Source organism: Duganella sp. OV510 (assembly GCF_900100205.1).
In the GTDB taxonomy this organism is placed as follows: Bacteria; Pseudomonadota; Gammaproteobacteria; order Burkholderiales; family Burkholderiaceae_D; genus Rugamonas.
Map to the genome: position 1 here is coordinate 458,862 of NZ_FNEQ01000004.1, position 22,481 is coordinate 481,342.

The following is a 22,481-nucleotide window of genomic DNA, read 5'->3' on the forward strand; positions in this document are numbered from 1 at the left end:
AGTTCACCAACGCAACCATGCGTCGTAGCCAGTTTTGACAATCAGCACCGACACCACAACCAGGAACAACTTCCGTACGAAGCCGCTGCCATGCTTCATTGCCATCCGCGAGCCGATCAACGAGCCGGCAATCTGACACACAGCCATGGTCAGTCCAAGCTGCCAGATCAGGTGGCCGGCGTAGCCGAACCACACCAGCCCGGCAAAGTTACACGCGACGTTGACGATCTTGGCCACCGCCGATGCACCGAGAAAGTCGAAGCCAAACACGCGCACAAACAGGAACACCAAGAAGCTGCCAGTGCCTGGGCCGAAGAAGCCGTCATAGAAACCGATGGCCGCGCCGACCACCAGCGCCAGCGACTGCTCCCTGGCCCCGGTATGGATAGGCGCGTGGACGCTGCCGAAGTCCTTTTTGGCGAAGGTGTAGATGGCCACCAGCACCAGCACCACGGGCAGCGCGGTACGCATGAAATCGGCAGATACATGCGTGACGGTATAAGCACCGAGAAAGGCGAAGACCAGCGCCGCCATCGCTGCCGGTGTCGCCACCGACCAGGCAATCGCCACCCGCCGCGCATAGCTGACCGCCGCCACGCTGGTGCCGAAGATACTGGCCAGCTTGTTGGTGCCGATCAGCGTGGCCGGCGCCATATTGGGAAACACTGTGAACATGGTCGGTAGCTGGATCAGCCCTCCTCCGCCCACCACTGCATCGACCAGCCCTGCGCCAAACGCAGCAATTCCTAACACCCAAAAGTCCACCATGATCCCGCCATCCCCAACGTGCAAAGGCTCTATTGTACGGAAGAAATGTGAGCTAGCTTATGCGCATCCGGCATGGGTTGCGGTAAGCTTATCGGAGAATTCACTACCGAACGGATGCCGCGTCATGACTGATTTCCCTGCCTTTGCTTTCAGCACCGTCGCAAATATAGTCTCCGAACTGGGCGCTGCCGGGCGCCTCGGCGAGCATATCGCGCAGCGCTTTCCAGCCGCCAGGCGTGCCCTGCTGGTCACCGATCCCGGCTTTCTGAAGACCGGCCTGGTGGATGGGCCGGCCGCCAGCCTGCGGGCGGCCGGCCTCGCGGTCGAGGTGTATTCCAAGGTCGTGGCGGATCCGCCAGAGTCGGTAGTGCTGGAAGCGGTCGACGCCGCCCGCAAGTTCAGCACCGACATCGTCATCGGCCTCGGCGGCGGCAGTTCGATGGATGTGGCCAAGCTGATCGCGGTGCTGGCCGGCAGCGAGCAGCCTATCAGCGCCATCTACGGCATCGGCAATGTGAAGGGCGCGAGGCTACCGCTGGTACAGATTCCAACCACCGCCGGCACCGGCTCCGAAGTCACCAACATCGCCATCGTCACCACCGGCGCTACCACAAAGATGGGCGTGGTCGCGCCGCAGCTTTATGCCGATTTGGCATTGCTGGACGCGGAACTGACGCTGGACTTGCCGCCGCAAGTCACCGCCGCCACCGGCATCGACGCCATGGTGCATGCGATCGAAGCCTACACCAGCAAGCACAAGAAGAACCCGCTGTCGGATATCCTGGCGTGCAAGGCGTTACAGCTGCTGTCGGCCAACCTGATTACGGTCTGCGAAAACGGCAAGGACTTGGCGGCCCGCCAAGCCATGCTGCTGGGCGCGATGCTGGCCGGCCAGGCATTCTCCAACGCGCCGGTAGCGGCCGTGCATGCGCTGGCCTACCCGATAGGCGGAATATTTCACGTGCCACATGGATTATCAAACTCGCTGGTACTGCCGCACGTGTTGCGCTTCAATGCGCCCGAGGCGGCCGGGCTGTATGCCGAGCTGGCGGAGATCGTCGTGCCGGCGGCCAGCGGTTCGGTGGAGGCACGCGCGGAAGCATTGGCGATGGCGATGCAACAAATCGCCACGGTCACCGGCATCGAGCGCACGCTGCAACAGGTAGGCATCAAGGAATCGGACCTGGACCGGCTGGCGGATGACGCCATGCTGCAAACCCGCCTGCTGGGCAACAACCCTCGGATCGTCACACGCGACGACGCGAGGGCAATCTACGCAGCTGCGCTTTAGTCCGGCACCGCCACGGTGGTACCGCTGACCGAGATCACATTAGCGGCGGCTGGCGCACTGGCGAGCGGCGGCAGGTTGGCGACGGTGATCGGTGTGGTGTTATCCACCCGGGTCACCGTCCGTACCACTTGCGATGGCGGCAGCGGTGTGGCGCTGCTGCGCAGGTTGGCCAGCATGGCGTCCAGCGCGCGGAACAGATACAGATGCAGCGGCACCACACTGGCCGGCAGCGCATTGGCAAACGAATCGAAATGGTTGGCGTTGCTTACTTCGATGTAGCGCAGCTTGCTGGCGCTGCCTTCGACCGACGCGTTCAGTCCCAGATAAGCACGCGAAGCAAAGTTCACCGGGATCAGCGTATCGCTGCGCCCATGCACAATGATGGCTGGCTTGCCCTTCAAGTTGCCACTTGCCGCCACCTCGGCCACACCCGCGCGGACGCGTGCGCTTTGCGTTGCGAGCGCGCCGCTCAGCGCAGCGCCGGTCACGGCATCCACGCCAGTCGCCAGCGAGCGCAAGCACAGGAATCCATCCAGCGACTGATCCGCCTGGCTATTGCTTGGCGATACGCCAAACGGATAAGCTTTTGCGCCGCCAACCGAATCCTCATACACCACGCTGCCGATAATGCCGTTCTGCGTGGCGAAGCTGGCCGCCTTCTGCGCTGCCGTGAGCGCGACTGGCGCACCTGTGGCATCAGTCTGCGCAAATGTAAAACCACATACTTTGTCTGTCACAGAAAATTTGCCGTAAGCGTAGGCATACGTGACGGCGACCAGGATGTTGGTGCCGGCGTGCGCGGCTTGCAGCACATCGGCGTCGGCCAGCCAGCCGTAGGCTTTGAGGCGCGCTTTGGCGTCGGTCTGCTGCGCGGTCAGGTCGCCGCCGTTGAGCAAGCCTTTGGCGACCAGCGCCGAGCATCGGCCAGGCGCGGCAGCGGTGGCAGCGATACATGGCTGGTACAGCGCCGCATACGTTGAATAGTCGAACAACGACTTGCCCTGCCCTGTCACCGCCGCCGCGCCCTGCCGCACGGTGTAGCCGCTAGCGGATTTGGGCTGGATCTGCGGCTCGCTGGCGGCCACGCCGGTGATCAGGCCCTTGGTGTCCTGCTCGGCGGCCAGCAAGGCAGAGCCGGCGCCATTGGAGATGCTGGAGGCAATGGTGATGGTGTTCTTTGGCGTCAGCACAATAATATGGCTTTTGTTGTCGCGCGCCAGCGTGCCGTACTTTTCGTTCAGCACGTAGAAGGCAAACTCCACCGCTTGCAGCGTCGCCTTGCCCCAATCCTTTTCCGGATTCTGCTGCGAGTGCGCGTGCTTGAAGGCGACGCGGCCCGGATAGGCAGAGGCAAATGCATTCCGCTCGGCATCGCTCAGCGTGGGTGCGAAAATGGCGTTCTGGCCGGCTGCCGCGCGGGTAGAGCGCAAACCGCTCTGCAAGTTCACGCTGTCGTCGTCAAAGGTGTACAGGCCGGTGCCGCTGCCCTTGTCGGCGTAGGCGACTGCGCAATTGTTCTTCAGGCCCCATTCGCCCGCGCTGCCGATGGCGCCATAAATGCCGCGCGAGCCGCTAGACGTGCCGGTGACGATGCAGGGATTTTTCACGTCGAACCCGGCCGGCACTTGCACCATCAACGTCACGTTGCCATCGCCATAGGCCAGATATTCGCTGCCGGCGATCCTGCCCTCGCCCGCACCGGCGACGCCCTTCGCGTCCACATTCGGGCCGTACAGCGTGCCGTAGCCGCTGTTGGCGGAGATATCCAGCACGGCGCGGTAATTGGCGTGGATGGCGTTACGGCGCAGTTCCGCAGCGGTCGGACTGGCGGGATCGGCATAGGCCGGCACGGCGCCTGCCAGACCGGTCTTGCCCAGGCCGGCGGTCAGCAGGTCGTCGCTGGCGCCGTCGTAAGTTTTGCTGCTGATGTCGCCGAGGTAGCCCGGCTTGATGTTCAGCTCTTCCGGAGCGTCGTTCTCGTGCCGCGCGCCACAGGCGGCGATGGTGATGCCGGCCAGCGCCAGCAGAATGATGTTGGTTTGCATAGCGTCCTCACACTGGTTTCTTCTTTCCCGCCAGCGCGATGAACTCACCGATAATCCCGCGCCGGAACGACAGCACACAAATAATGAAGATCAGGCCAACCACCATGTTGACCGCTTCCCCGATGGTGTTAAACCACTCCACGCCGGTGACATTGGCCAACAGCGTGCCCCAGTCGCCCAGCTTGTTTTCCAGCGCGATGATGATGATGGCGCCAAGCATCGGCCCGGCCAGCGTGCCCATGCCGCCAACCAGCGTCATCAGGATAACCAGGCCGGACATCGTCCAATGGACATCGGTCAAGGTTTCAAACCCTAGCACCACGGTCTTGGTGGCGCCGGCCAGCGCCGCCAGCGCCGCCGACAATACGAAGGCCAGCAGCTTGTACTTGTCGACGTCATAGCCGAGCGAGATCGCGCGCGGTTCGTTTTCCTTGATCGCCTTCAGTACCTGGCCGAACGGCGAATGCACGGTGCGCACAATCAGCGCAAACGCCAGCACGCAGATGCCGAGTACGACGAAATACAAGGTGGTATCGTTGCTGAGGTCGACCATGCCGAGCAACCTTCCACGTGGAACGCCTTGCAGGCCGTCCTCACCGCCGGTGAACTCCCCTGCCCGCAGCGCGCCGAAATAGACCATCTGCGCCAGCGCCAGCGTAATCATCGAGAAGTAAATACCCTGGCGGCGAATCGCCAGCGCTCCCATCAGCAGCCCGATCAGCGCGCCGGCGGCCACGCCCACCAGCAAGCCCAGCTCGAACGGCAGGCCCCAGTTCTTCAGCGCGTTGCCGGCAAAGTAACCGGCCATGCCGAAGAAGGCCGCGTGGCCGAACGACAGCAAGCCAGTAAAACCGATCAGCAGGTTGAAGGCGCAGGCAAACAGCGCGAAGCACAGCAGCTTGGACAGGAACACCGGGTAGCCGACAAACGGCGCCGCCACGGCAATCGCAAAGGCAATCAGGTAGCCGATTTTCTTGTTCATCATTTTTCCTTACCGAACAGGCCAGCCGGGCGCAGCAACAGTACGACTACCATCACCAGGAACACCACGGTCGACGAAAACTCCGGATAGAACACCTTGGTCAGCCCCTCGATGACACCCAGCGCCAGCCCGGTCAGGATCGAGCCCATGATCGAGCCCATGCCACCGATCACGACAACGGCGAATACGACGATAATCAGGTTCTGACCCATCAGGGGCTGCACCTGGATGATTGGGGCCGCCAAAACGCCTGCAAAGCCCGCCAAAGCGACGCCGAAGCCATAGGTCAGCGTCACCATCAGCGGCACGTTGATGCCGAACGCTTCCACCAGCTTGGGATTCTCGGTGCCGGCGCGCAGATAAGCGCCCAGTTTGGTCTTCTCGATCACGAACCAGGTGGACAGGCAAACCACCAGCGAAGCCAGCACCACCCAGCCGCGATAATTCGGCATCACCATGAAACCGAGGTCGGTGGCGCCGGCCAGCGCCTCGGGCACCTGGAACGGCTGGCCGGAGACGCCATAAAACGAGCGGAACACGCCTTCCACCAGCAATGTGATGCCGAAGGTCAGCAGCAGCCCGTACAGGTGGTCCAGCTTGTACAGGTGGCGCAGCATGGTCTTCTCGATGACGACGCCGAACACGCCGACGATCAGCGGCGCCAGCACCAGCATCGCCCAGTAGTTCAGGCCGCAATATTCGATGCCCATCCACGCCAGGAACGCGCCCATCATGTACAGCGCGCCGTGGGAAAAATTAATCACGTTCAGCAGGCCGAAGATGACCGCCAGGCCGAGCGACAACATCGCGTAGAACGAGCCGTTGACCAGGCCCAGCAGCAGCTGGCTCATAATCATGGGCAAGGGATAGCCGAAGATTTCCATGCGCATCCTCAAATAGCCGCTCCCGCCCGCGCGGGAGCGATGGTGGATAACTTAGATTATTTCCACAGGCTGCACTTGGTTTCCGCCTTGGTGGCGTATGCCTGGTCGCCCGGAATGGTGGCCACCACCTTGTAGTAATCCCATGGATATTTCGACTCCGACGGCTTCTTCACTTCCATCAGATACATATCGTGCACCATGCGGCCGTCCGGACGGATTACGCCGTTCTTGGCGAACATATCGTTGATCTTGTTCGCCTTCAGGTGCGCCATCACCTTGTCCGAATCATCGCTGCCGACGGCTTTCACCGCCTTCAGGTAATTGCCGGCGGCCGAGTAATCGGCGGCCTGCAACATCGACGGCTCCTTCTTCATTTTAGCGAAGTAGCGTTTCGACCAGGCGCGCGTGTCTTCATTGGCGTCCCAGTACCAGCCGTCGGTCAGGTACATGCCCTGCGTCAGGTTCAAGCCCAGCGAGTGCACGTCGTTGATGAAGATCAGCAGCCCGGCCAGCTTCATCTTCTTGGTGACGCCAAATTCGTTGGCGGCCTTGATGGAATTGATCGCATCGCCGCCGGCATTCGCCAGGCCGAGAATCTGCGCACCCGACGCTTGCGCCTGCAGCAGGAAGGACGAGAAGTCCGACGCCGACAGCGGATGCTTGACCGAGCCCAGCACCTTGCCGCCGGCCGATTTCACCAGGTCCGAGGTATCTTTTTCCAGCGACTGGCCGAACGCATAATCGGCGGTCATGAAATACCAGTTCTTGCCGCCCTGCTTGACAATCGCGCCGCCGGTGCCGCGCGCCAGCGCGATGGTGTCGTAGGCGTAGTGCACGGTGTACGGCGTGCATTCCTCGTTGGTCAGGCGGGCCGAGCCGGCACCGATCGAGATGAAGATTTTTTTCTTCTCCGCCGCCACCTTGGCCATCGCCAGATTGGCGCCGGAGTTGGTGCCGCCGATCAGCATGTCGACACCCTGCTGGTCAAACCATTCGCGCGCCTTGGAGGCGGCGATGTCGGCCTTGTTCTGGTGATCGGCGGAGATGAATTCGATCTTCTTGCCGTTGAGGTTGCCGCCCGCGTCGGCAATCGCCATCTTGATGGCTTCAGCGCCGCCGGCGCCGTCGATGTCGGTGTACAGGCCGGACATATCGGTGATGAAACCGATCTTCACAGTGTCACCGGAAATCTGTGCGTGCGCCGAGAAAGATGCGCAAGCGGCTACTGCAAGGGTGATGGATTTGATTTTCATTTTTTCGTCTCCCTACCAAGGTTTAAACACCCAATAGCTCGGTCAATACCGGCATCTTGGCGCTCAACTCCGATGCAACAAAGGTCTCCACGATTTGCCCGTGTTCCATCACATAAAACCGGTCAGCCAACGGTGCGGCAAACCGGAAATTCTGTTCCACCATGACGATGGTGTAACCCTTGGCTTTAAGGGTGGTAATCATGCGCGCCAGTCCCTGCACAATCACCGGCGCCAGGCCTTCGGAAATTTCATCCAGCAGCAGCAGGCGCGCACCGGTGCGCAGGATGCGCGCCACCGCCAGCATCTGCTGCTCGCCGCCGGACAGCCGTGTGCCCTGGCTGTGCCGGCGTTCCTGCAAATTGGGAAACATCGCATAGATTTCCTGCACCGGCATGCCCTGGTCGGCGCCGCGCAGCTGCGGCGGCAGCATCAGGTTTTCCTCCGCCGACAGCGAGGAAAAAATCCCCCGCTCCTCCGGGCAATAGCCGATACCGAGGTGGGCGATCTTGTGCGTCGGCAGGCCGATGGCTTCCGCGCCATGCACCTTGATCGAACCCTTGCGCGCACCGGTCAGGCCCATGATGGCGCGCAGCGTGGTGGTGCGGCCGGCGCCATTGCGGCCAAGCAGCGTCACCACTTCACCCGGCTCCACCGTCATGTTGACGTTGTGCAGAATGTGCGACTCGCCATACCAGGCTTGCAGGTTCGAGATTTCCAGGGCGGCCGTCATCAGTGCGCTCCTTCCAGCACTGCCGCTTCCGTTCCCATATACGCTTCCATCACCTGCGGATTGGTCGACACCTGCGCATACGAACCTTCGGCCAGCATGGCGCCGCGCTGTAGCACGGAGATCTTGTCGCAGATGCCGGACACCACTTTCATATTGTGTTCAACCATCAGAATGGTGCGGCCGGCCGACACTTTTTTGATCAGCTCGGTAACGCGGTGTACATCTTCATGGCCCATGCCCTGCGTCGGTTCGTCCAGCAGCATCAGCTCCGGTTCCATCGCCAGCGTGGTGGCGATTTCCAGCGCGCGCTTGCGGCCGTAGGGCATGTCGACGGTGATGGTATCGGCAAATTCGGTCAGGTCGACCTCTTCCAGCAATTGCATGGCGCGCTCGTTGAGCTGGTCCAGCGCGCGTTCGCTTTGCCAGAAAAAGAAGCTGCTGCCGAGCTGGCGCTGCAAGCCGATGCGGACGTTCTGCAACACCGTCAGGTGCGGAAAGACGGCGGAAATCTGAAACGAACGGATCACGCCCATGCGGGCGATCTGCGCCGGCCTGGCGGCGGTGATGTCATTGCCGTTGAACAGAATCTGGCCCGAGGTCGGCACCAGGAACTTGGTCAGCAAATTGAAGCATGTGGTTTTACCTGCCCCGTTGGGGCCGATCAGCGCGTGGATGTGGCCGCGCTGTACTTTGAGATTCACGTCGTTGACCGCAGTAAAACCCTTGAATTCCTTGGTCAAATGCTTTGTTTCCAAGATAACGTCGGACATCCTGTCTCCTTGTTATTCTTTTCAAAGTACCAATTTTTTCTAGATCATACACAGTAACAAATTCGCTAACAATACAGTATAAATACGATGGTTTTTTGATCTGGATTTAAGCGCTGCGGATTAATTGCGCCGCTTTTTCAGCAATCATGATCGTGGGGGAATTGGTGTTTCCTGAGGTGATGAAAGGCATGACGGACGCATCCACCACACGCAGCCGCGCCACGCCCTTCACGCGCAACTGGCTGTCGACCACCGCGCCGGGATCATCATCGCGCCCCATCTTGCAGGTGCCAACCGGATGGAAAATTGTTGTGCCGATCGCACCTGCTGCTTCGGCCAATTCCTCGTCCGTGCGGTAATGAATACCTGGCTTGTATTCTTCCGGTGCGTACTTTTTCAGCGCCGGCGCGGCGACGATGTTGCGCGTCAGCGTCAGTGCCTCGGCGGCGACCTTGCGGTCCTCCGGCGTGCTCAAGTACATCGGCGAAATTTTGGGCGGTGCATACGGATCGGCGCTAGCGATGCGCACATGGCCGCGCGAGGTCGGCCGCAGATTGCACACGCTGGCGGTGAACGCCGGGAAAACATGCAGCGGATCGCCGAACTTTTCCAGCGACAGCGGCTGTACATGGTATTGCAGATTCGGCGTCTGCTCGCTGGCGCTGGAGCGCGCAAACGCGCCCAGCTGCGACGGCGCCATCGACATCGGCCCGCTCTGGAACATTGCGTACTCCAGGCCGATACGCATTTTTCCAAACCAGTTCGACGCCATCGTATTCAAGGTGCGGGCGTTTTTCCCCAGCTTGTAAATCATGCGCAGTTGCAAATGGTCTTGCAGGTTTTCACCCACGCCTGGCAAGTCAGCGACCGGCGTGATGCCAAGCTCGTGCAAGCGCGCGGCGGGACCGATGCCGGAGCATTGCAAAATCTGCGGACTGCCAACGGCGCCTGCCGCCAGCAGGGTTTCTTTGTCTGCGGTGGCGCTGAATAAGGTGCCGCCGCCGGTAAAAATCACGCCGCTGCAGACGCCATTTTCGATCTGCAACCGCTCCACGTGGCAGCCGGTCATCACCGTCAGATTAGGCCGGCGTGCAGCGGGTTTTAAAAATGCCTTGGCCGTATTCCAGCGAATGCCGCGCTTTTGATTGACGTCGAAATAGCCGCAACCGGCATTGTCGCCGCGATTGAAATCGTCGACTTTTTTGATGCCGGTCTGTTCGGCGGCGTCGCGGAACGCGTCCAGTATCTGCCACGACAAACGCTGTTTTTCCACGCGCCACAAGCCGCCTTCGGCGTGGAATTCGGAAGCGCCGCCGTAGTAGTCCTCGCTCTTTTTGAATAGCGGCAGCACCGCCTCCCAGCGCCAGCTGTCGTCGCCGGTCAGCGCCGCCCAGCGATCATAGTCGCCGGCCTGGCCACGCATGTAGATCATGCCGTTGATCGAGGAACTGCCGCCCAGCACTTTGCCGCGCGGGTACAACAGGCTGCGGCCGCCGAGGCCGGGGTCGGCTTCGGTGCGGAATTTCCAGTCGGTACGGGGATTATCGATGCAATGCAAATAGCCGACCGGGATGTGTATCCACACATAATCGTCGCGGCCGCCTGCTTCGATCAGCAGGACTTCCTTGTCTTTATCGGCGCTGAGCCGGTTGGCCAAAACACAGCCGGCAGAGCCGGCGCCTATGATGATGTAATCGTAGCTGCCTGCTGATTCCAAACTGCCTCCTGATTCTATGTCGCGCTGATCTCCGCCAGCAAAGTCTCCACCAGTTTCGCCGCCGGCATGGGCCGCACACGCGCGACACCGGTGCCGCACCACAGCGACATCAATTCAGTCTCGCCACGCCTGGCCGCCTCCGCTCTGATTGGCGAAGTTAAGGCATTTTGGACCGGATATGGCGGCAAAAGAAGTTCGTTGGCAGCCATTAGCTGCATGAACCGGTTTTCCAGTCCGCGCGCATAACGGCCTGAAAAAGTCCGCGTCAACCGGGTCGGATGATTGCCGGCCGCCAGCAGACGCTGCTTGTACGCCGGATGAATGCCCGATTCATCACTGACCAAAAACGCCGTGCCCATCTGCACCGCCTGCGCGCCGCCATCGAGCGCCCGCTTGATATCGGCGCCATCCATGATGCCGCCGGCGGAAATCACCGGTATCGTCACCGCCGCAACCACCAGCGGCAGCAATTCAAACGTCGTCAGCGTCGCCTCTTCCTGCGCGCCGATGAACGTGCCGCGATGCCCGCCCGACTCCACGCCGGAAGCGATCACCGCATCAGCGCCGCGACGCTCCCAGGCCAGCGCTTCTTCGACATGCGTGATCGTGCCGATGACAAAAACGCCGGCATCGTGCAGCCGGCGGATCTGCTCCGCGCTGAGTATGCCGAAAGTAAAGCTGGCCACGGCCGGCCGCAGCGCCAGCAATGTTTCAAACTGCGCGGAAAAGTCCTCGCACCACTTGGCCGGCGTCGGCAATTCCGCCCATCCCAACGATGACCAGACGGGTTGCAGCCATGCTTTGGCCTGTTCCACCTCTTCCGGCGATGGATCTGGCGTCTGCAAAACGAAAAAATTCAGGCAAAAAGGATGGTCGGTCAGGGCGCGGATTTGCGCGGTTTGCTCGCGTATCGCCGTTGGCGACAACAAAGAACAGGCCAGCGAACCCAGCGCGCCGGCATTGGAGACAGCAGCCACCTGCGCCGGCGTGTTATTGCCGCCAGCCGTGGGCCCCTGGATGATGGGATGCGGAAAAACAGATGCTAAGGTCATCAATTCCCTTGTTTCACCCTGTGGATAAGCATATGGATATCCACAGGTGCGAAATGTGAGTAAACAAATAAATTTTTGGGACGAGTTTTTTTATCCCAAAACAGTTCTTCGCTCATACACGGTTTACGCATCCGCTTATGCAGCGCGTAAACGCCTGATTCTAATTCAGATTGATCACTTATCCACAGAAAACAGTGGTTGTTAACAACTATCACTATTTTTATATCTACATCCTTAGGGTAAACCATAAAACCTCCGATATACTGGACTTGCCAAAGAAACACCTTCAACCGGAGATGTTTTGTCCTCTTCGCACAAAAAACCCCGGTCGCCTGCGTACCTGCGGTTTCGGCGACGTTTGCTTACCGGCCTGTTGTCGATGGCGGTACTTGCCATTGCAGTTGTGGTCAGCCAATTTCGTACTTCCTACCTGGAACGCGAACGTTCCATCCAGAGCCAGACCGAGCACTACGTGAAAGCGATGGAAGCGCATGTCACGTACTCGATTCAATCGGTGGATTTGTCGCTGATTGGCTTTGCCAACGCCATCAAGGTTTTACCTGGCAAACAGAGCCGTTCACCGGAAACGATGACCGACCTGCTCTCTTCGCGCGAATCGAGTTTCAACAGCGATTACTGGATTACCTTTATCGATCCGAAAGGCAACGCAGTTGCTACTTCGATCGGCAACAGCGTGATCGGCGCCAACTATGCCGACCGCGACTATTTCAAAGTCCACGTCAACAACGATGCCAAGGGCAAGCTGTTCATCGGTGAACCTTCAGTTGGCAGAGTCAGCAAGAAAAAGCTGTTGTTCCTGAGCCGGAGAGTGGAAACTGCCAAAGGCGAGTTCCTGGGTGTGGTCGCAGCGCCATTGAATGTCGACCGCTACGCCAAAGTGTTTGAAAATTCACGCTTCAATTCGGACATTTCCATCGCACTGGTGCACGCCGGCGGCAAGGTGATTGCCCGCGTGCCGAATTTTGAACAGGCTTTCGCACGTAACCTGAGGATATCGCCGCTATTCGACAATGTGCGCAAGTCACCGTCCGGCACCTACAAAAACATCAGCGTGATCGACAATATCAGCCGGATTTTCAGCTATCGCGTGATTGACGGACTGCCGCTGATTATCGTTGTTGGCAGCAGCGACGCTGAAACCACGCGGTTTTTGCAGCAAAACTACCTGATCGCCGGTAGCGGACTGACGATCTTGCTGCTGCTGATGTTGAGCGCCGGCCATTTTTCGCTGCGCACGTACAGCCTGCAGGAAGAGCGCGAACTTCGCTATCGTGCGCTGTACAGCGCCAGCAGGGAAATGGAACAACGCCTGCTGGCCAGCGAAGAATCGATGAAACAAGCGTCGCTGATGTTTCAGCATAGTGGCGAAGGCATGATGGTGACAGATGGAAAAGGCAAGATACTCACCGTCAATCCAGCTTTTTCCGTCTTGAGTGGCTATACCGAAAAAGAACTGCTTGGCCATCATGCCTACAAACTGGCTTCCAGCCGCAATGACAAGGAATTTGTTGCCCGGCTGTTCGACAGCGTCACTGAAACCGGCTACTGGAAAGGTGAACTCTGGCACAACAGCAAGGATGGCGAAGAACTGCTGATCGCCATGATCGTCAACACTGTCTACGATGAACAGGGCAATCCCTTCCGCTACGTCGCACTGATGAGCGACATCACGCAGAAAAAAGCTTCAGAAGAAATCGTCTGGCGCCAGGCCAACTTCGATGCACTGACAGGATTGCCGAACCGCCGGCGTTTCCACGAACATCTACGCCAGGAAATGAAAAAGACCGACCGCTCGCAGTTGCCGATGGCGCTGGTGTTTGTCGATCTGGACTACTTCAAGGAAATCAACGACACGCTCGGCCATGACAAGGGCGACTTGCTGCTGAAAAAAGTGGCAACCCGTTTGCTTAGCTGCGTGCGCAGCACCGATACCGTGGCCAGGCTGGGCGGTGACGAATTCACCGTCATCCTCAGCGAGCTGCGCAACGCCAGCGATGTGGTCCGCACGGCGCAGGAAATCCTGAAGAAAATGAGCACGCCCTTCCATCTGGGCGAAAACATTGCCCATATTTCGAGCAGCATCGGCATCACGCTCTACCCGGAAGACGCCAGCGATGCTGAAACTTTAATCAAAAACGCCGACCAGGCGATGTACACGGCCAAGCAACAGGGCCGTAACCGCTTCAACTATTTCGCGCCCTTCATGCAGGAAGCTACCCGCGCGCGTATCAACCTGGTCAACGACCTGCGGGTGGCGGTCAGTCACGACCAGTTGCGCATCATGTACCAGCCGATCGTCAACCTGGCCAACGGCGCCATCGTCAAGGCGGAAGCCCTGGTGCGCTGGCAACATCCGGTGCGTGGATTGCTGAATCCGGCTGAATTCATCAGCGTTGCGGAAAGTAGCGGCATGATTATTGGCATCGGCGACTGGGTTTTTCAGCAGGCAGCGCGCCAGGCACGGCAGCTGCAGACCATCGCTTCGACGGATTTCCAGGTATGTGTGAACAAATCGGCGTCGCAATTCCGTGACGACGGCAGCAACTACCAGCAATGGCTGGATTTTTTGCACGAACTGAAGCTCAAGCCAAACAGCATCATCATCGAAGTCACCGACAGCCTGCTATTGGACGCGGCCAACAACAATGTCGGACTGGGCCACGAGCATATGCAGATCTGCCTGGATGATTTCGGCGCCGGCTGCGCGCTGACCTTCCTCAAACGGTTCGAAGTGGACTACATCAAGATCAATCCGGCGGACGGATTGCTGATTTGCGAGGCAATTATCGCCCTGGCGCACAAGCTGAACATCAAAGTCATCGCCGAAGGTATAGAAACTCAACAACAACTAAGCGATTTAAGTGCTGCCGGATGCGATTTTGGCCAGGGATACCTGCTCTCCAAGCCAATTTCAGGCGAAGAATTACAGGAAAAACTACAAAAACAGGTCGAGCCTGTGAATAAGTGATTGGATATCCACAGGACGAGATGTGGCTAAGCACCCCATTTGACCACAGGCCATCATTTTATCCAAAAACTGTTCCTGAACTGATACAACGCTTATGCAGCATGTTGTTTACGCTGTAAGCAAATGATTTGTAAACGTATACAGAGGTTATCCACAGTTAACTGCACGTTTACTACTACCACTATGTTTATATAAAACCTTTGTAAACTACATTAAACGGCTACTCGTCTTCAGAAAGCCATCTGCACAGCAAGAAACGCCTTAAAATCCACTTTTTTTCGCTACGCGTTGTGGAAAAAGCGCTGGAACTCCACAGGCTCTATTCAAAAATCAAAGGAAAAGTATGCGTTTAGGCATCATCAGCGCGTTGGCTGAAGAACAGCATGGCCTTCTGGAAGCCCTTCAGAGCCCCGCCAGGCACGTTCACGGCATGAGGGAGTACACGACCGGGAAACTCTGGGAAATCGACGCTGTGTGCGTTTTATCGCGTATAGGCAAGGTTGCCGCAGCAATGACAGCTGCAATCCTTGTGGAGAAGTTCGGAGTTACCCACATAATTTTTACCGGCGTGGCAGGTAGCGGGGATAAAAACGTCAAAGTCGGGGACATCGTGGTCGCTGAATCGCTGATACAGCACGATTTCGATGCCAGCCCCTTGTTTCCAAAATTTGAAATTCCGCTGACTGGCCTCTCCAGCTTTGCCACGGACCTCGCCTTGACCGACAGATTGCTGCCGCAGCCACGCCAATCACACGCGTTCATCGCGGATTAATCGCCAGTGGTGATCAATTTATAGGCAAACTGACGCAAATTCAGGCGCTGAAGGCCGCCTTGCCTACCGTTTTGGCGGTGGAGATGGAAGGTGCGGCAGTCGCCCAGGTGTGTTTCGAGCTGGGCATACCGTTTGCGGTGATCAGAACGATCTCCGACAACGCCAACGACGATGCCGCCGTCGACTTCATGCATTTCATCAAAACGGTCGCCTCGCGCTACGCGTTTGATCTGATTCAAAACTTCTGCAAGACGTAAAAAAAGCCGGGCGAACCCGGCTTTTGATCAAAACTTACGCAGTTTCCAGCGTCATCAGGCTGGCGTTGCCGCCTGCTGCGGTCGTATTCACGCATAGAGCGCGCTCAGCAAGCAAACGCCACAGCGGGATGCTCCCCTCCTCGGTGGTGCTGATCAGGCCCACCAGCGCCCCGTTACGGGCCGCCAAGGTGCCGTACTGGCTCTTGGCCAGCATGTCTTCCACCAGCGCGATCTGGAATTCGCAATCGTCCAGGCTGGAAACGCTCTGGATGCGGTCCTTGACCGCCGCCGGCAGGTCGGCTGGCAGCAGCGCCGCGCCCGGGCCGGTGACCAGCGCCACGTTGCCGGTCGCCAGTACAGCGGCGATCTGATTCAGTAAGCCGTCCAGCGTGCCGGAGACGCAGGCAACCGCGCCACGGGCCACCAGCGCCAGCGTGTTGCGCTCTCCGGTAGGGCCTGGCAGTGTGGTCAGACTGCCCAGCATGGTCGAACGGCTGTATTGCTCGGCCAGTCCGGCTGCGCGGTCGTGGCCATGCTGTTTCGCCCAGCCGATCAGTGCATCCAGCGATGGCGAGGTCTGGCGTTCATGCACCGGCGCCGTGGTGGCGCTGCGTTGCAGGCGTTTCAGGTACAGCGGGCCGCCGGCCTTCGGACCGGTGCCGGATTTGCCTTCGCCACCGAATGGCTGCACGCCCACCACCGCGCCAACGATGTTGCGGTTGATGTAGATGTTGCCAACGTGCGCGCGGCTGGCGATATAGTCGATGGTTTCATCGATGCGCGAATGCACACCCAGCGTCAGGCCAAAGCCGCTGCTGTTAATTTGTTCCACCACTTTCGGCAGGTCCGAACGCTTGTAGCGGATCACGTGCATCACCGGGCCGAATACTTCCTGGGTCAGCTCGGCCAGCGAGCGGATTTCCAGAACGGTTGGCGGCACAAAGGTGCCGGCGCTGGTCACTTCCGACGGCAGGTCCAGCGAGTAGTAATCCACCGCCGTCGCCTTCAGTTTGTTGATATGGGCCAGCAGGTTTTGTTGCGCTTCGGCGTCGATCACCGGGCCGATATCGGTCACCAGGCGGTCCGGCGAGCCGACTTTCAGCTCCTGCATCGCGCCCTTGAGCATTTTGATGGTCTTGTCGGCGATATCTTCCTGCAGGAACAGCACGCGCAGCGCCGAGCAGCGCTGGCCGGCGCTGTCGAAGGCCGACGAAATCGCATCCTGCACCACCTGTTCCGGCAAGGCCGACGAATCGACGATCATGGCGTTCTGGCCACCGGTTTCGGCGATCAGCGGAATATCGGCGTTTTCGGCGGTGGCGCGCTTGGCCAGCGTGCGGTTGATCAGCTGCGCCACTTCGGTCGAGCCGGTGAAGATCACGCCCTTGACGCGGCTGTCAGCGGTCAGCGCGGCGCCGACCACTTCGCCGCGGCCCGGCAGGAATTGCAGCGCGGCGCGCGGAATGCCGGCTTCGTGCAGCAGTTCGACCGCGCGATGGGCGATCAGGGGCGTCTGCTCTGCCGGCTTGGCCAGCACCACGTTGCCGGCGGCCAGCGAGGCGGCCACCTGGCCGGTGAAGATCGCCAGCGGGAAGTTCCACGGGCTGATGCAAGTTACCGGGCCCAGCGACAGCGTGTTGATGGCACTGCTGACTTCGGCCGCGTAGTAGCGCAGGAAGTCGACCGCTTCGCGCAGTTCGGCAATCGCGTTCGGCAGCGATTTGCCGGCTTCGCGGATGGCCAGCGTCATCAGTTCCATGGCGTTGGCCTCGAACAGGTCGGCGGCTTTCATCAGCGCGGCAGCGCGCACCGACGGTTCGGTGGTCTGCCAGTCCATGGCGTAGCTGCTGGCGCTGGCCAGCGCGATGTCGACGTCTGTGGCGCTGGCTTCCACCAGTTGGCCGACGATGTCGCTGCGTTGCGCTGGATTGGTGATGTTTTGCACTGGCTGGCCGGCGCTGACGCCGCCAGCGATCAGCGGTGCCGCGTGCCAGCTGCGTGGTGCGGCCAGCGCTTCCGAAATCTCGCGCAGCACGTTTTCATTGGCCAGGTCGAAGCCGGACGAGTTCTTGCGCTCGGCGCCGAACATGTCCAGCGGCAGGGCGATGCCAGGATGCGGCAGGCCACCCTGTTCGCGTGCGGCGGCGACCGGATCGCGCAGCAGCGACTCGATCGGGATCGCTTCGTCGACGATCTGGTTGACGAAGGACGAGTTGGCGCCGTTTTCCAGCAGGCGGCGCACCAGGTAGGCCAGCAGCGTTTCGTGGGTGCCTACCGGCGCATAGATGCGGCACGGCTTGTCCAGGTTGTCCTTGCCGACCACCTGGTCGTACAGCGACTCGCCCATGCCGTGCAGGCACTGGAATTCGTAGTCGGTGACGCCATCGCGCTTGGCCCAGGTGTAAATGGTCGACAGCGTCTGCGCGTTGTGGGTGGCGAATTGCGGATAGATCAGGCCGTTGGCGCCCAGCAGCTTTTGCGCGCACACCAGGTAGGAAACGTCGGTATAGACCTTGCGCGTGTAGACCGGATAGCCGCTCATGCCGTCCACCTGGGCGCGCTTGATTTCCGCATCCCAATAAGCACCCTTGACCAGGCGCACCATGAATTTGCGGCCGCTGCGCTTGGCCAGATCGATCAGGTAGTCGATAACGAACGGGCAGCGCTTCTGGTAAGCCTGGACGACGAAGCCGATGCCTTCGAAGCCTTCCAGATCAGGATCATGCGCCAGCGCTTCCATCAGGTCCAGCGACAGTTCCAGGCGGTCGGCCTCTTCCGCATCGATGTTCAGGCCGATGTTGTAGTGTTTGGCCAGCAGCACCAGTTCGCGCACGCGCGGCAGCAACTCGTCCATCACGCGGCTGCGCTGGGCGCGGCTGTAGCGCGGGTGCAGCGCCGAGAGCTTGACCGAAATGCCAGGGCCGTTGCGGATGCCGCGGCCGTTCGAGGCCTTGCCGATCGCGTGGATTGCGGTTTCATAGGAGGCGTAGTAGTTGCGCGCGTCCGCTTCGGTCAGCGCCGCCTCGCCCAGCATGTCGTAGGAATAGCGGTAGCCGCGTGCCTCGTTGGCCTGGCCGTTCTTGATCGCCTCATCGATGGTCTGGCCGGTGACGAACTGGTTGCCCAGCATGCGCATCGCCAGGTCCACGCCTTTGCGGATCAGCGGCTCGCCGCCCTTGGAAATCAGCTTGGTCAGCGCTGAGCCCAAGCCGGCCTCGCTCGACGTCGACACCAGCTTGCCGGTGATCAGCAGGCCCCAGGTGGCGGCATTGACAAACAGCGACGGCGATTCGCCCAGGTGTTTGCGCCAGTCGCCCTTGCTGATTTTGTCGGCGATCAGGCGGTCGGCGGTGGCATTGTCGGGAATACGCAACAGTGCTTCAGCCAGACACATCAGCGCCACACCCTCGTCCGAGGACAGCGAAAATTCATGCATCAGCGCGTCCACGCCGGAGGCGCGGGTACGTTCCGTGCGCACCGAGCTGACCAGTTTATGCGCCAGTTGTTGCGCTTGCTGGAGGCTGGCGTCGTCGTGGTTTTGCAGTTGGCCGATCAGCCATTGAACGGCGCTGATTTCATCCTTGCGATAGGCGGCCGTGACTGCGGCGCGCAGTGGAATCGGGTCGCGCAGGATCTCAGCCTGCAGGGCGGCGAACGGGGTAAAACCGGAACTGGTGACTGCTTGCATGGGGAACTCTCAGAAGAATAGTTTTGAGCCGGTCCACGTACAAAAACACGCCCGTCAGCGAGGCTGGCGAGCGTGATTTTTCGTGAACTGCTAATGATTCGATTGTACGAGGGATTCTTCTGGATTAATTCTGGTAATGCAGGGGGCTAGCAATAGATTGTTTTTAGTGAGACAATTTAACCAAATAATATTTATTTGGGAGTTCCCGGAAATGTTAGACAAGATCAGCAAAAAAATCTTGATGGAATTGCAGAGCGATGGCCGCATCTCCAACGTGGAGCTTGCCGCACGGGTGAATCTGTCGCCCGCCGCCTGCCTGGAACGTGTGCGCAAGCTGCACGAGTCCGGCTATATCATGGGTTACACCGCGCAGCTGAATCCGCAACTGCTCGACGTATCCCTGCTGGTCTTTATCGAGGTGGTGCTGGATCGCACCACGCCCGAGGTATTTGATGCCTTCAAACACAGCGTGCAGGTCATCCCGGAGGTGCTGGAATGCCACATGGTTGCCGGCGGCTTCGACTATCTGGTCAAAGCCCGCGTCAAGGACATGGCGGCTTACCGCGAGTTCCTGGGTAAAACCCTGCTACAGAAAGGTGTCCGCGAGACCCACACCTATGCTGTGATGGAAGAAGTTAAGAATACCACCAAGTTGCCCATAAAATAGCATCACAGAAATAAAATTTGGAGACGCCCAAGGCGCCTGTTGTTTAAACGGGGGACAGATGAAGCTTTTGCAGCATAAGTTGGTGCAACGTGGATTGTGGATTTTGGGTGCGACGGCAGGTGGGACCTGCCTCGCTTACTTGTTCAACCTGGCTGGGGCGGGGCCGGTAGCGGCTGCGATTCCAGCGGCGCTGGGCGGCGCCGGCATCGCTTGGTGGGCGTCGCGCCAGAGCAGCGACGAGGGTGGCGTACGCCAGTTCGCCCACACCGTCGGCGATGAAATCGACGCCATCATGATCGGCGCTGCGGAAACCTCGTACTTCGTCGATTCCGTTAAAAAGAAAATCGAGCTGGATGTCAGCACGGCCGGTGGCATCGTCCACAGCTCTGCACAAAATGCCGACACCACCGAGCGCATCGCCGCCAATGCCGAGCGCGCGGCAAAAATCGCCGCCCAGGTGCGTGGCGAAACCGTCGCCGGGCGCGCCGAGGCGGACCACGGCCTGCAACGCATCCGCACCGCGCGCGAAGACGCACAAACCGCAGCCTCGGTGATGACGGCGCTGCAAACCAATTCCCGCAAAATCTATGGCTTTACCGAGGCCATCAGCGAAATCTCCGCGCGCACCAATTTGCTGGCGCTGAATGCCGCCATCGAGGCGGCGCGCGCCGGCGAACAGGGCCGTGGTTTTGCCGTGGTCGCCAGCGAAGTGCGTCAGCTGGCGCTGCGCACCAAGGAAGCCACCGATGAAATCAGCGCCATGGTGCGCGAGATTAACCAGCAGGCGGAGAAGGCCGCCACTGGCATGAATTCGCTGGCGGTCAAGGTCAGCGAGGCGGCTGGCAATGTGGAAACCGTACACGGTCTGCTGGGGAATATCGAACAGTCATCGGGCGTGTCGGAAGATGAGATCGGCCAGATCGCACGGGCCTCGCGCGAGCACGTCGCCACGACCGAGGAAATCGCCCAGGCCATCGCCAGCATCCGCGACAGCCTGTTATCCACCGAGAAGGAATTGCCGCGCGCGGCAAGCTCGGCGATGGCCTTGGCGGAACGGGCGGAGATCATCACCGGCGCGCTGGGCGAGTCGTCGATCGAGACTTCGCATGACGCTATCCGCATGGCCGCGCAGCGGGCGGCGGCGGAAGTCGGCAAGATCTTCGAGCGCGCCATCGCCAGCGGCCAGATTTCAGCGGAAGCGCTGTGGGATCGGAAGTACACGCCGATACCGAACACCGATCCGCCCAAGCATAAAACCCGCTTCGATGATTTCACCGACCGCGTGCTGCCGGCCTTGCAGGAAAGCTTGCTGCAGGCGATGCCGCAGCTGGCCTACGCCGGCGCTGTGGATAACAACGGCTATTTCCCCACCCACAACAAGAAGTTTTCGCAGCCGCTGACCGGGAACTACGATGTCGACATCGTCAACAACCGTACCAAGCGCATCTTCAGCGACCGCACCGGCAAGCGCTGCGGCTCGAATACCAAGCCCTTCCTGCTACAGACGTATAAACGGGATACCGGCGAGGTGATGCACGACCTGTCCGCGCCGATTTATGTGGATGGCAAGCACTGGGGCGGTTTCCGTATCGGCTACCGCTCCAGCCATTAACGGGCGGAGGCTGGCGCCTGGGTAGGCGCCGGCGCGGTGTTCACCGCGCGCTGCGTCTGCGTGTTCATTTTTTCCAGATGGGAGCGCAGCCATTTGTGCGCCGGGCTGCGTGCATCGCGTTCGTGCCACAGCATGTCCAGGTGGACCGCCGGCAGCGGGAACGGCAGTTCCTTGTGTACCAGCGCATCGGTCATGCCGGTTGCTGCGATCAGGTGGCGCGGCAGCACCGTCACCAGGTCCGAATTGGCTACCACGCGGCCGGCGGTGAAGAACTGGTTCACTGTCAGCAGAATGCGGCGTTCGCGTTGCAACTGCGCCAGCGCCTCGTCGACCAGACCGTGCGCGCGGCCGGAGAAGCTCACCAGCAGGTGATTGGCGGCGCAATAGTTATCCAGATTCAGCTCGACCTTGGCCAGCGGATGATCGCGGCGCATCACGCACACGTATTTGCCGGAGTACAGGCGCTCGTGGCGGATCGGCGAGCCGGTTTCGTAGGACAGCTGCGCCGCCACGCCGGGGAAGAAGCCGACCGCCAGGTCGATATCGCCGCGCAGCAGCATCGGCCGCGGTTCGCGCGTGGTCAGCGGCACCATGCGCACATTGATGCCTGGCGCCTCGCTCTCGATCGAACGCATCAGCGACGGCAGCCACATGGCGGCGGTGGCGTCGGCCATGGCCATCCGGAAGGTGGCGTGGGCGGCCGAAACGTCAAAGGTTTCCGGCGCTACCGCTGCTTCCAGGCTGGCCAGCGCACTGCGCACGGATGGCCACAGCGATTCGGCGCGCGGCGTCGGCTTGACGCCGTAGGCGGTGCGGATCAGCAGTTCGTCGCCCAGGCTTTCGCGCAGGCGCTTGATGGCGTTGGAAACGGCAGGCTGGGTCATGGCCAGGTGGCCGGCGGCACGTGTCAGATTTTGCTCTGTCATGACCGCGTCGAAAACGCGCAGCAAGTTCAGGTCCAGCGTCAGAAAGCTCATGGCGGCTCAGGGAAAAAAGTTGGTGAA

The 22,481-nt window shown here is 60.1% G+C and carries 15 protein-coding genes and 1 pseudogene; 5 read left to right on the forward strand and 11 right to left on the reverse strand.

Features of this window, described 5'->3' with window-relative positions; all coding sequences use genetic code 11:
* Positions 1–3: 3 nt before the first annotated feature.
* Positions 4–768, reverse strand: coding sequence for a sulfite exporter TauE/SafE family protein (locus BLS51_RS14375; RefSeq protein ID WP_090188610.1), 765 nt, complete (start codon positions 766–768; stop codon positions 4–6).
* 124 nt (positions 769–892) lie between these two features.
* On the opposite strand from BLS51_RS14375, the gene BLS51_RS14380 reads away from it, so the two are divergent.
* Positions 893–2,059: an iron-containing alcohol dehydrogenase gene (locus BLS51_RS14380; RefSeq protein WP_090188606.1), complete on the forward strand. Its 1,167-nt coding sequence runs from the start codon at positions 893–895 to the stop codon at positions 2,057–2,059.
* Here the strand turns inward: BLS51_RS14380 and BLS51_RS14385 are convergent.
* The 8 genes from BLS51_RS14385 to BLS51_RS14420 all read right to left on the reverse strand — a co-directional run bounded on the left by BLS51_RS14385 (position 2,056) and on the right by BLS51_RS14420 (position 11,492).
* Positions 2,056–4,104 carry a 3-hydroxybutyrate oligomer hydrolase family protein gene (locus tag BLS51_RS14385; protein WP_090188600.1) on the reverse strand — a complete coding sequence of 683 codons (2,049 nt, stop codon included), beginning with the start codon at positions 4,102–4,104 and terminating at the stop codon, positions 2,056–2,058. The genes BLS51_RS14380 and BLS51_RS14385 overlap by 4 nt on opposite strands.
* A 7-nt stretch (positions 4,105–4,111) precedes the next feature.
* The gene (locus tag BLS51_RS14390; RefSeq protein ID WP_090188596.1) at positions 4,112–5,086 is read right to left on the reverse strand and encodes a branched-chain amino acid ABC transporter permease; all 975 of its coding nucleotides are present in this window, start codon (positions 5,084–5,086) and stop codon (positions 4,112–4,114) included.
* Entirely contained in the window at positions 5,086–5,970 is an 885-nt protein-coding gene (locus tag BLS51_RS14395; RefSeq protein WP_090188592.1) for a branched-chain amino acid ABC transporter permease, read from the reverse strand. Before BLS51_RS14395 ends, BLS51_RS14390 begins: the two co-directional genes overlap by 1 nt.
* Before the next feature lie 56 nt (positions 5,971–6,026).
* Complete coding sequence (locus BLS51_RS14400) at positions 6,027–7,223, reverse strand: ABC transporter substrate-binding protein (protein WP_090188587.1); 1,197 nt, start codon at positions 7,221–7,223, stop codon at positions 6,027–6,029.
* 22 nt (positions 7,224–7,245) lie between these two features.
* A complete protein-coding gene (locus BLS51_RS14405) occupies positions 7,246–7,953 on the reverse strand; it encodes an ABC transporter ATP-binding protein (RefSeq protein ID WP_090188581.1) in 708 nt (235 codons plus the stop codon).
* The gene (locus tag BLS51_RS14410) at positions 7,953–8,723 is read right to left on the reverse strand and encodes an ABC transporter ATP-binding protein (protein WP_090188577.1); all 771 of its coding nucleotides are present in this window, start codon (positions 8,721–8,723) and stop codon (positions 7,953–7,955) included. The genes BLS51_RS14405 and BLS51_RS14410 overlap by 1 nt, the downstream gene beginning before the upstream one ends.
* A 106-nt stretch (positions 8,724–8,829) precedes the next feature.
* On the reverse strand, positions 8,830–10,440 hold the full coding sequence (locus BLS51_RS14415) for a GMC family oxidoreductase (RefSeq protein ID WP_090188573.1): 1,611 nt from the start codon (positions 10,438–10,440) through the stop codon (positions 8,830–8,832).
* A gap of 14 nt (positions 10,441–10,454) precedes the next feature.
* On the reverse strand, positions 10,455–11,492 hold the full coding sequence (locus tag BLS51_RS14420; protein ID WP_090189273.1) for an NAD(P)H-dependent flavin oxidoreductase: 1,038 nt from the start codon (positions 11,490–11,492) through the stop codon (positions 10,455–10,457).
* A 403-nt stretch (positions 11,493–11,895) separates the two neighbouring features.
* Between BLS51_RS14420 and BLS51_RS14425 the strand changes: the two genes are divergently transcribed.
* Both BLS51_RS14425 and BLS51_RS14430 read left to right on the forward strand, forming a co-directional pair.
* Positions 11,896–14,481 (forward strand): bifunctional diguanylate cyclase/phosphodiesterase, encoded by a 2,586-nt coding sequence (locus BLS51_RS14425; RefSeq protein WP_229207681.1) that lies wholly within the window; start codon positions 11,896–11,898, stop codon positions 14,479–14,481.
* A 343-nt stretch (positions 14,482–14,824) separates the two neighbouring features.
* Positions 14,825–15,510: pseudogene (locus tag BLS51_RS14430) on the forward strand (5'-methylthioadenosine/adenosylhomocysteine nucleosidase).
* 34 nt (positions 15,511–15,544) lie between these two features.
* Here the strand turns inward: BLS51_RS14430 and putA are convergent.
* Positions 15,545–19,198 (reverse strand): trifunctional transcriptional regulator/proline dehydrogenase/L-glutamate gamma-semialdehyde dehydrogenase, encoded by a 3,654-nt coding sequence (putA, locus tag BLS51_RS14435; RefSeq protein WP_090188570.1) that lies wholly within the window; start codon positions 19,196–19,198, stop codon positions 15,545–15,547.
* Positions 19,199–19,409: 211 nt separating this feature from the next.
* Between putA and BLS51_RS14440 the strand changes: the two genes are divergently transcribed.
* Both BLS51_RS14440 and BLS51_RS14445 read left to right on the forward strand, forming a co-directional pair.
* A complete protein-coding gene (locus tag BLS51_RS14440; RefSeq protein WP_008443393.1) occupies positions 19,410–19,865 on the forward strand; it encodes an Lrp/AsnC ligand binding domain-containing protein in 456 nt (151 codons plus the stop codon).
* A 58-nt stretch (positions 19,866–19,923) separates the two neighbouring features.
* A complete protein-coding gene (locus BLS51_RS14445) occupies positions 19,924–21,477 on the forward strand; it encodes a methyl-accepting chemotaxis protein (protein WP_090188567.1) in 1,554 nt (517 codons plus the stop codon).
* Here BLS51_RS14445 and BLS51_RS14450 read toward each other — a convergent pair.
* Entirely contained in the window at positions 21,474–22,454 is a 981-nt protein-coding gene (locus tag BLS51_RS14450; RefSeq protein ID WP_090188564.1) for a LysR family transcriptional regulator, read from the reverse strand. The genes BLS51_RS14445 and BLS51_RS14450 overlap by 4 nt on opposite strands.
* Positions 22,455–22,481 lie beyond the last annotated feature (27 nt).

Bases quoted from the DNA above. Each gene is read 5' to 3' on its own strand.
- putA (WP_090188570.1), bottom strand. From the start codon at position 19,198: ATGCAAGCAGTCACCAGTTCCGGTTTTACCCCGTTCGCCGCCCTGCAG.
- BLS51_RS14450 (WP_090188564.1), bottom strand. From the start codon at position 22,454: ATGAGCTTTCTGACGCTGGACCTGAACTTGCTGCGCGTTTTCGACGCG.
- BLS51_RS14380 (WP_090188606.1), top strand. From the start codon at position 893: ATGACTGATTTCCCTGCCTTTGCTTTCAGCACCGTCGCAAATATAGTC.
- BLS51_RS14420 (WP_090189273.1), bottom strand. From the start codon at position 11,492: ATGACCTTAGCATCTGTTTTTCCGCATCCCATCATCCAGGGGCCCACG.
- BLS51_RS14400 (WP_090188587.1), bottom strand. From the start codon at position 7,223: ATGAAAATCAAATCCATCACCCTTGCAGTAGCCGCTTGCGCATCTTTC.
- BLS51_RS14405 (WP_090188581.1), bottom strand. From the start codon at position 7,953: ATGACGGCCGCCCTGGAAATCTCGAACCTGCAAGCCTGGTATGGCGAG.
- BLS51_RS14385 (WP_090188600.1), bottom strand. From the start codon at position 4,104: ATGCAAACCAACATCATTCTGCTGGCGCTGGCCGGCATCACCATCGCC.
- BLS51_RS14440 (WP_008443393.1), top strand. From the start codon at position 19,410: ATGTTAGACAAGATCAGCAAAAAAATCTTGATGGAATTGCAGAGCGAT.
- BLS51_RS14410 (WP_090188577.1), bottom strand. From the start codon at position 8,723: ATGTCCGACGTTATCTTGGAAACAAAGCATTTGACCAAGGAATTCAAG.
- BLS51_RS14445 (WP_090188567.1), top strand. From the start codon at position 19,924: ATGAAGCTTTTGCAGCATAAGTTGGTGCAACGTGGATTGTGGATTTTG.
- BLS51_RS14390 (WP_090188596.1), bottom strand. From the start codon at position 5,086: ATGAACAAGAAAATCGGCTACCTGATTGCCTTTGCGATTGCCGTGGCG.
- BLS51_RS14375 (WP_090188610.1), bottom strand. From the start codon at position 768: ATGGTGGACTTTTGGGTGTTAGGAATTGCTGCGTTTGGCGCAGGGCTG.
- BLS51_RS14395 (WP_090188592.1), bottom strand. From the start codon at position 5,970: ATGGAAATCTTCGGCTATCCCTTGCCCATGATTATGAGCCAGCTGCTG.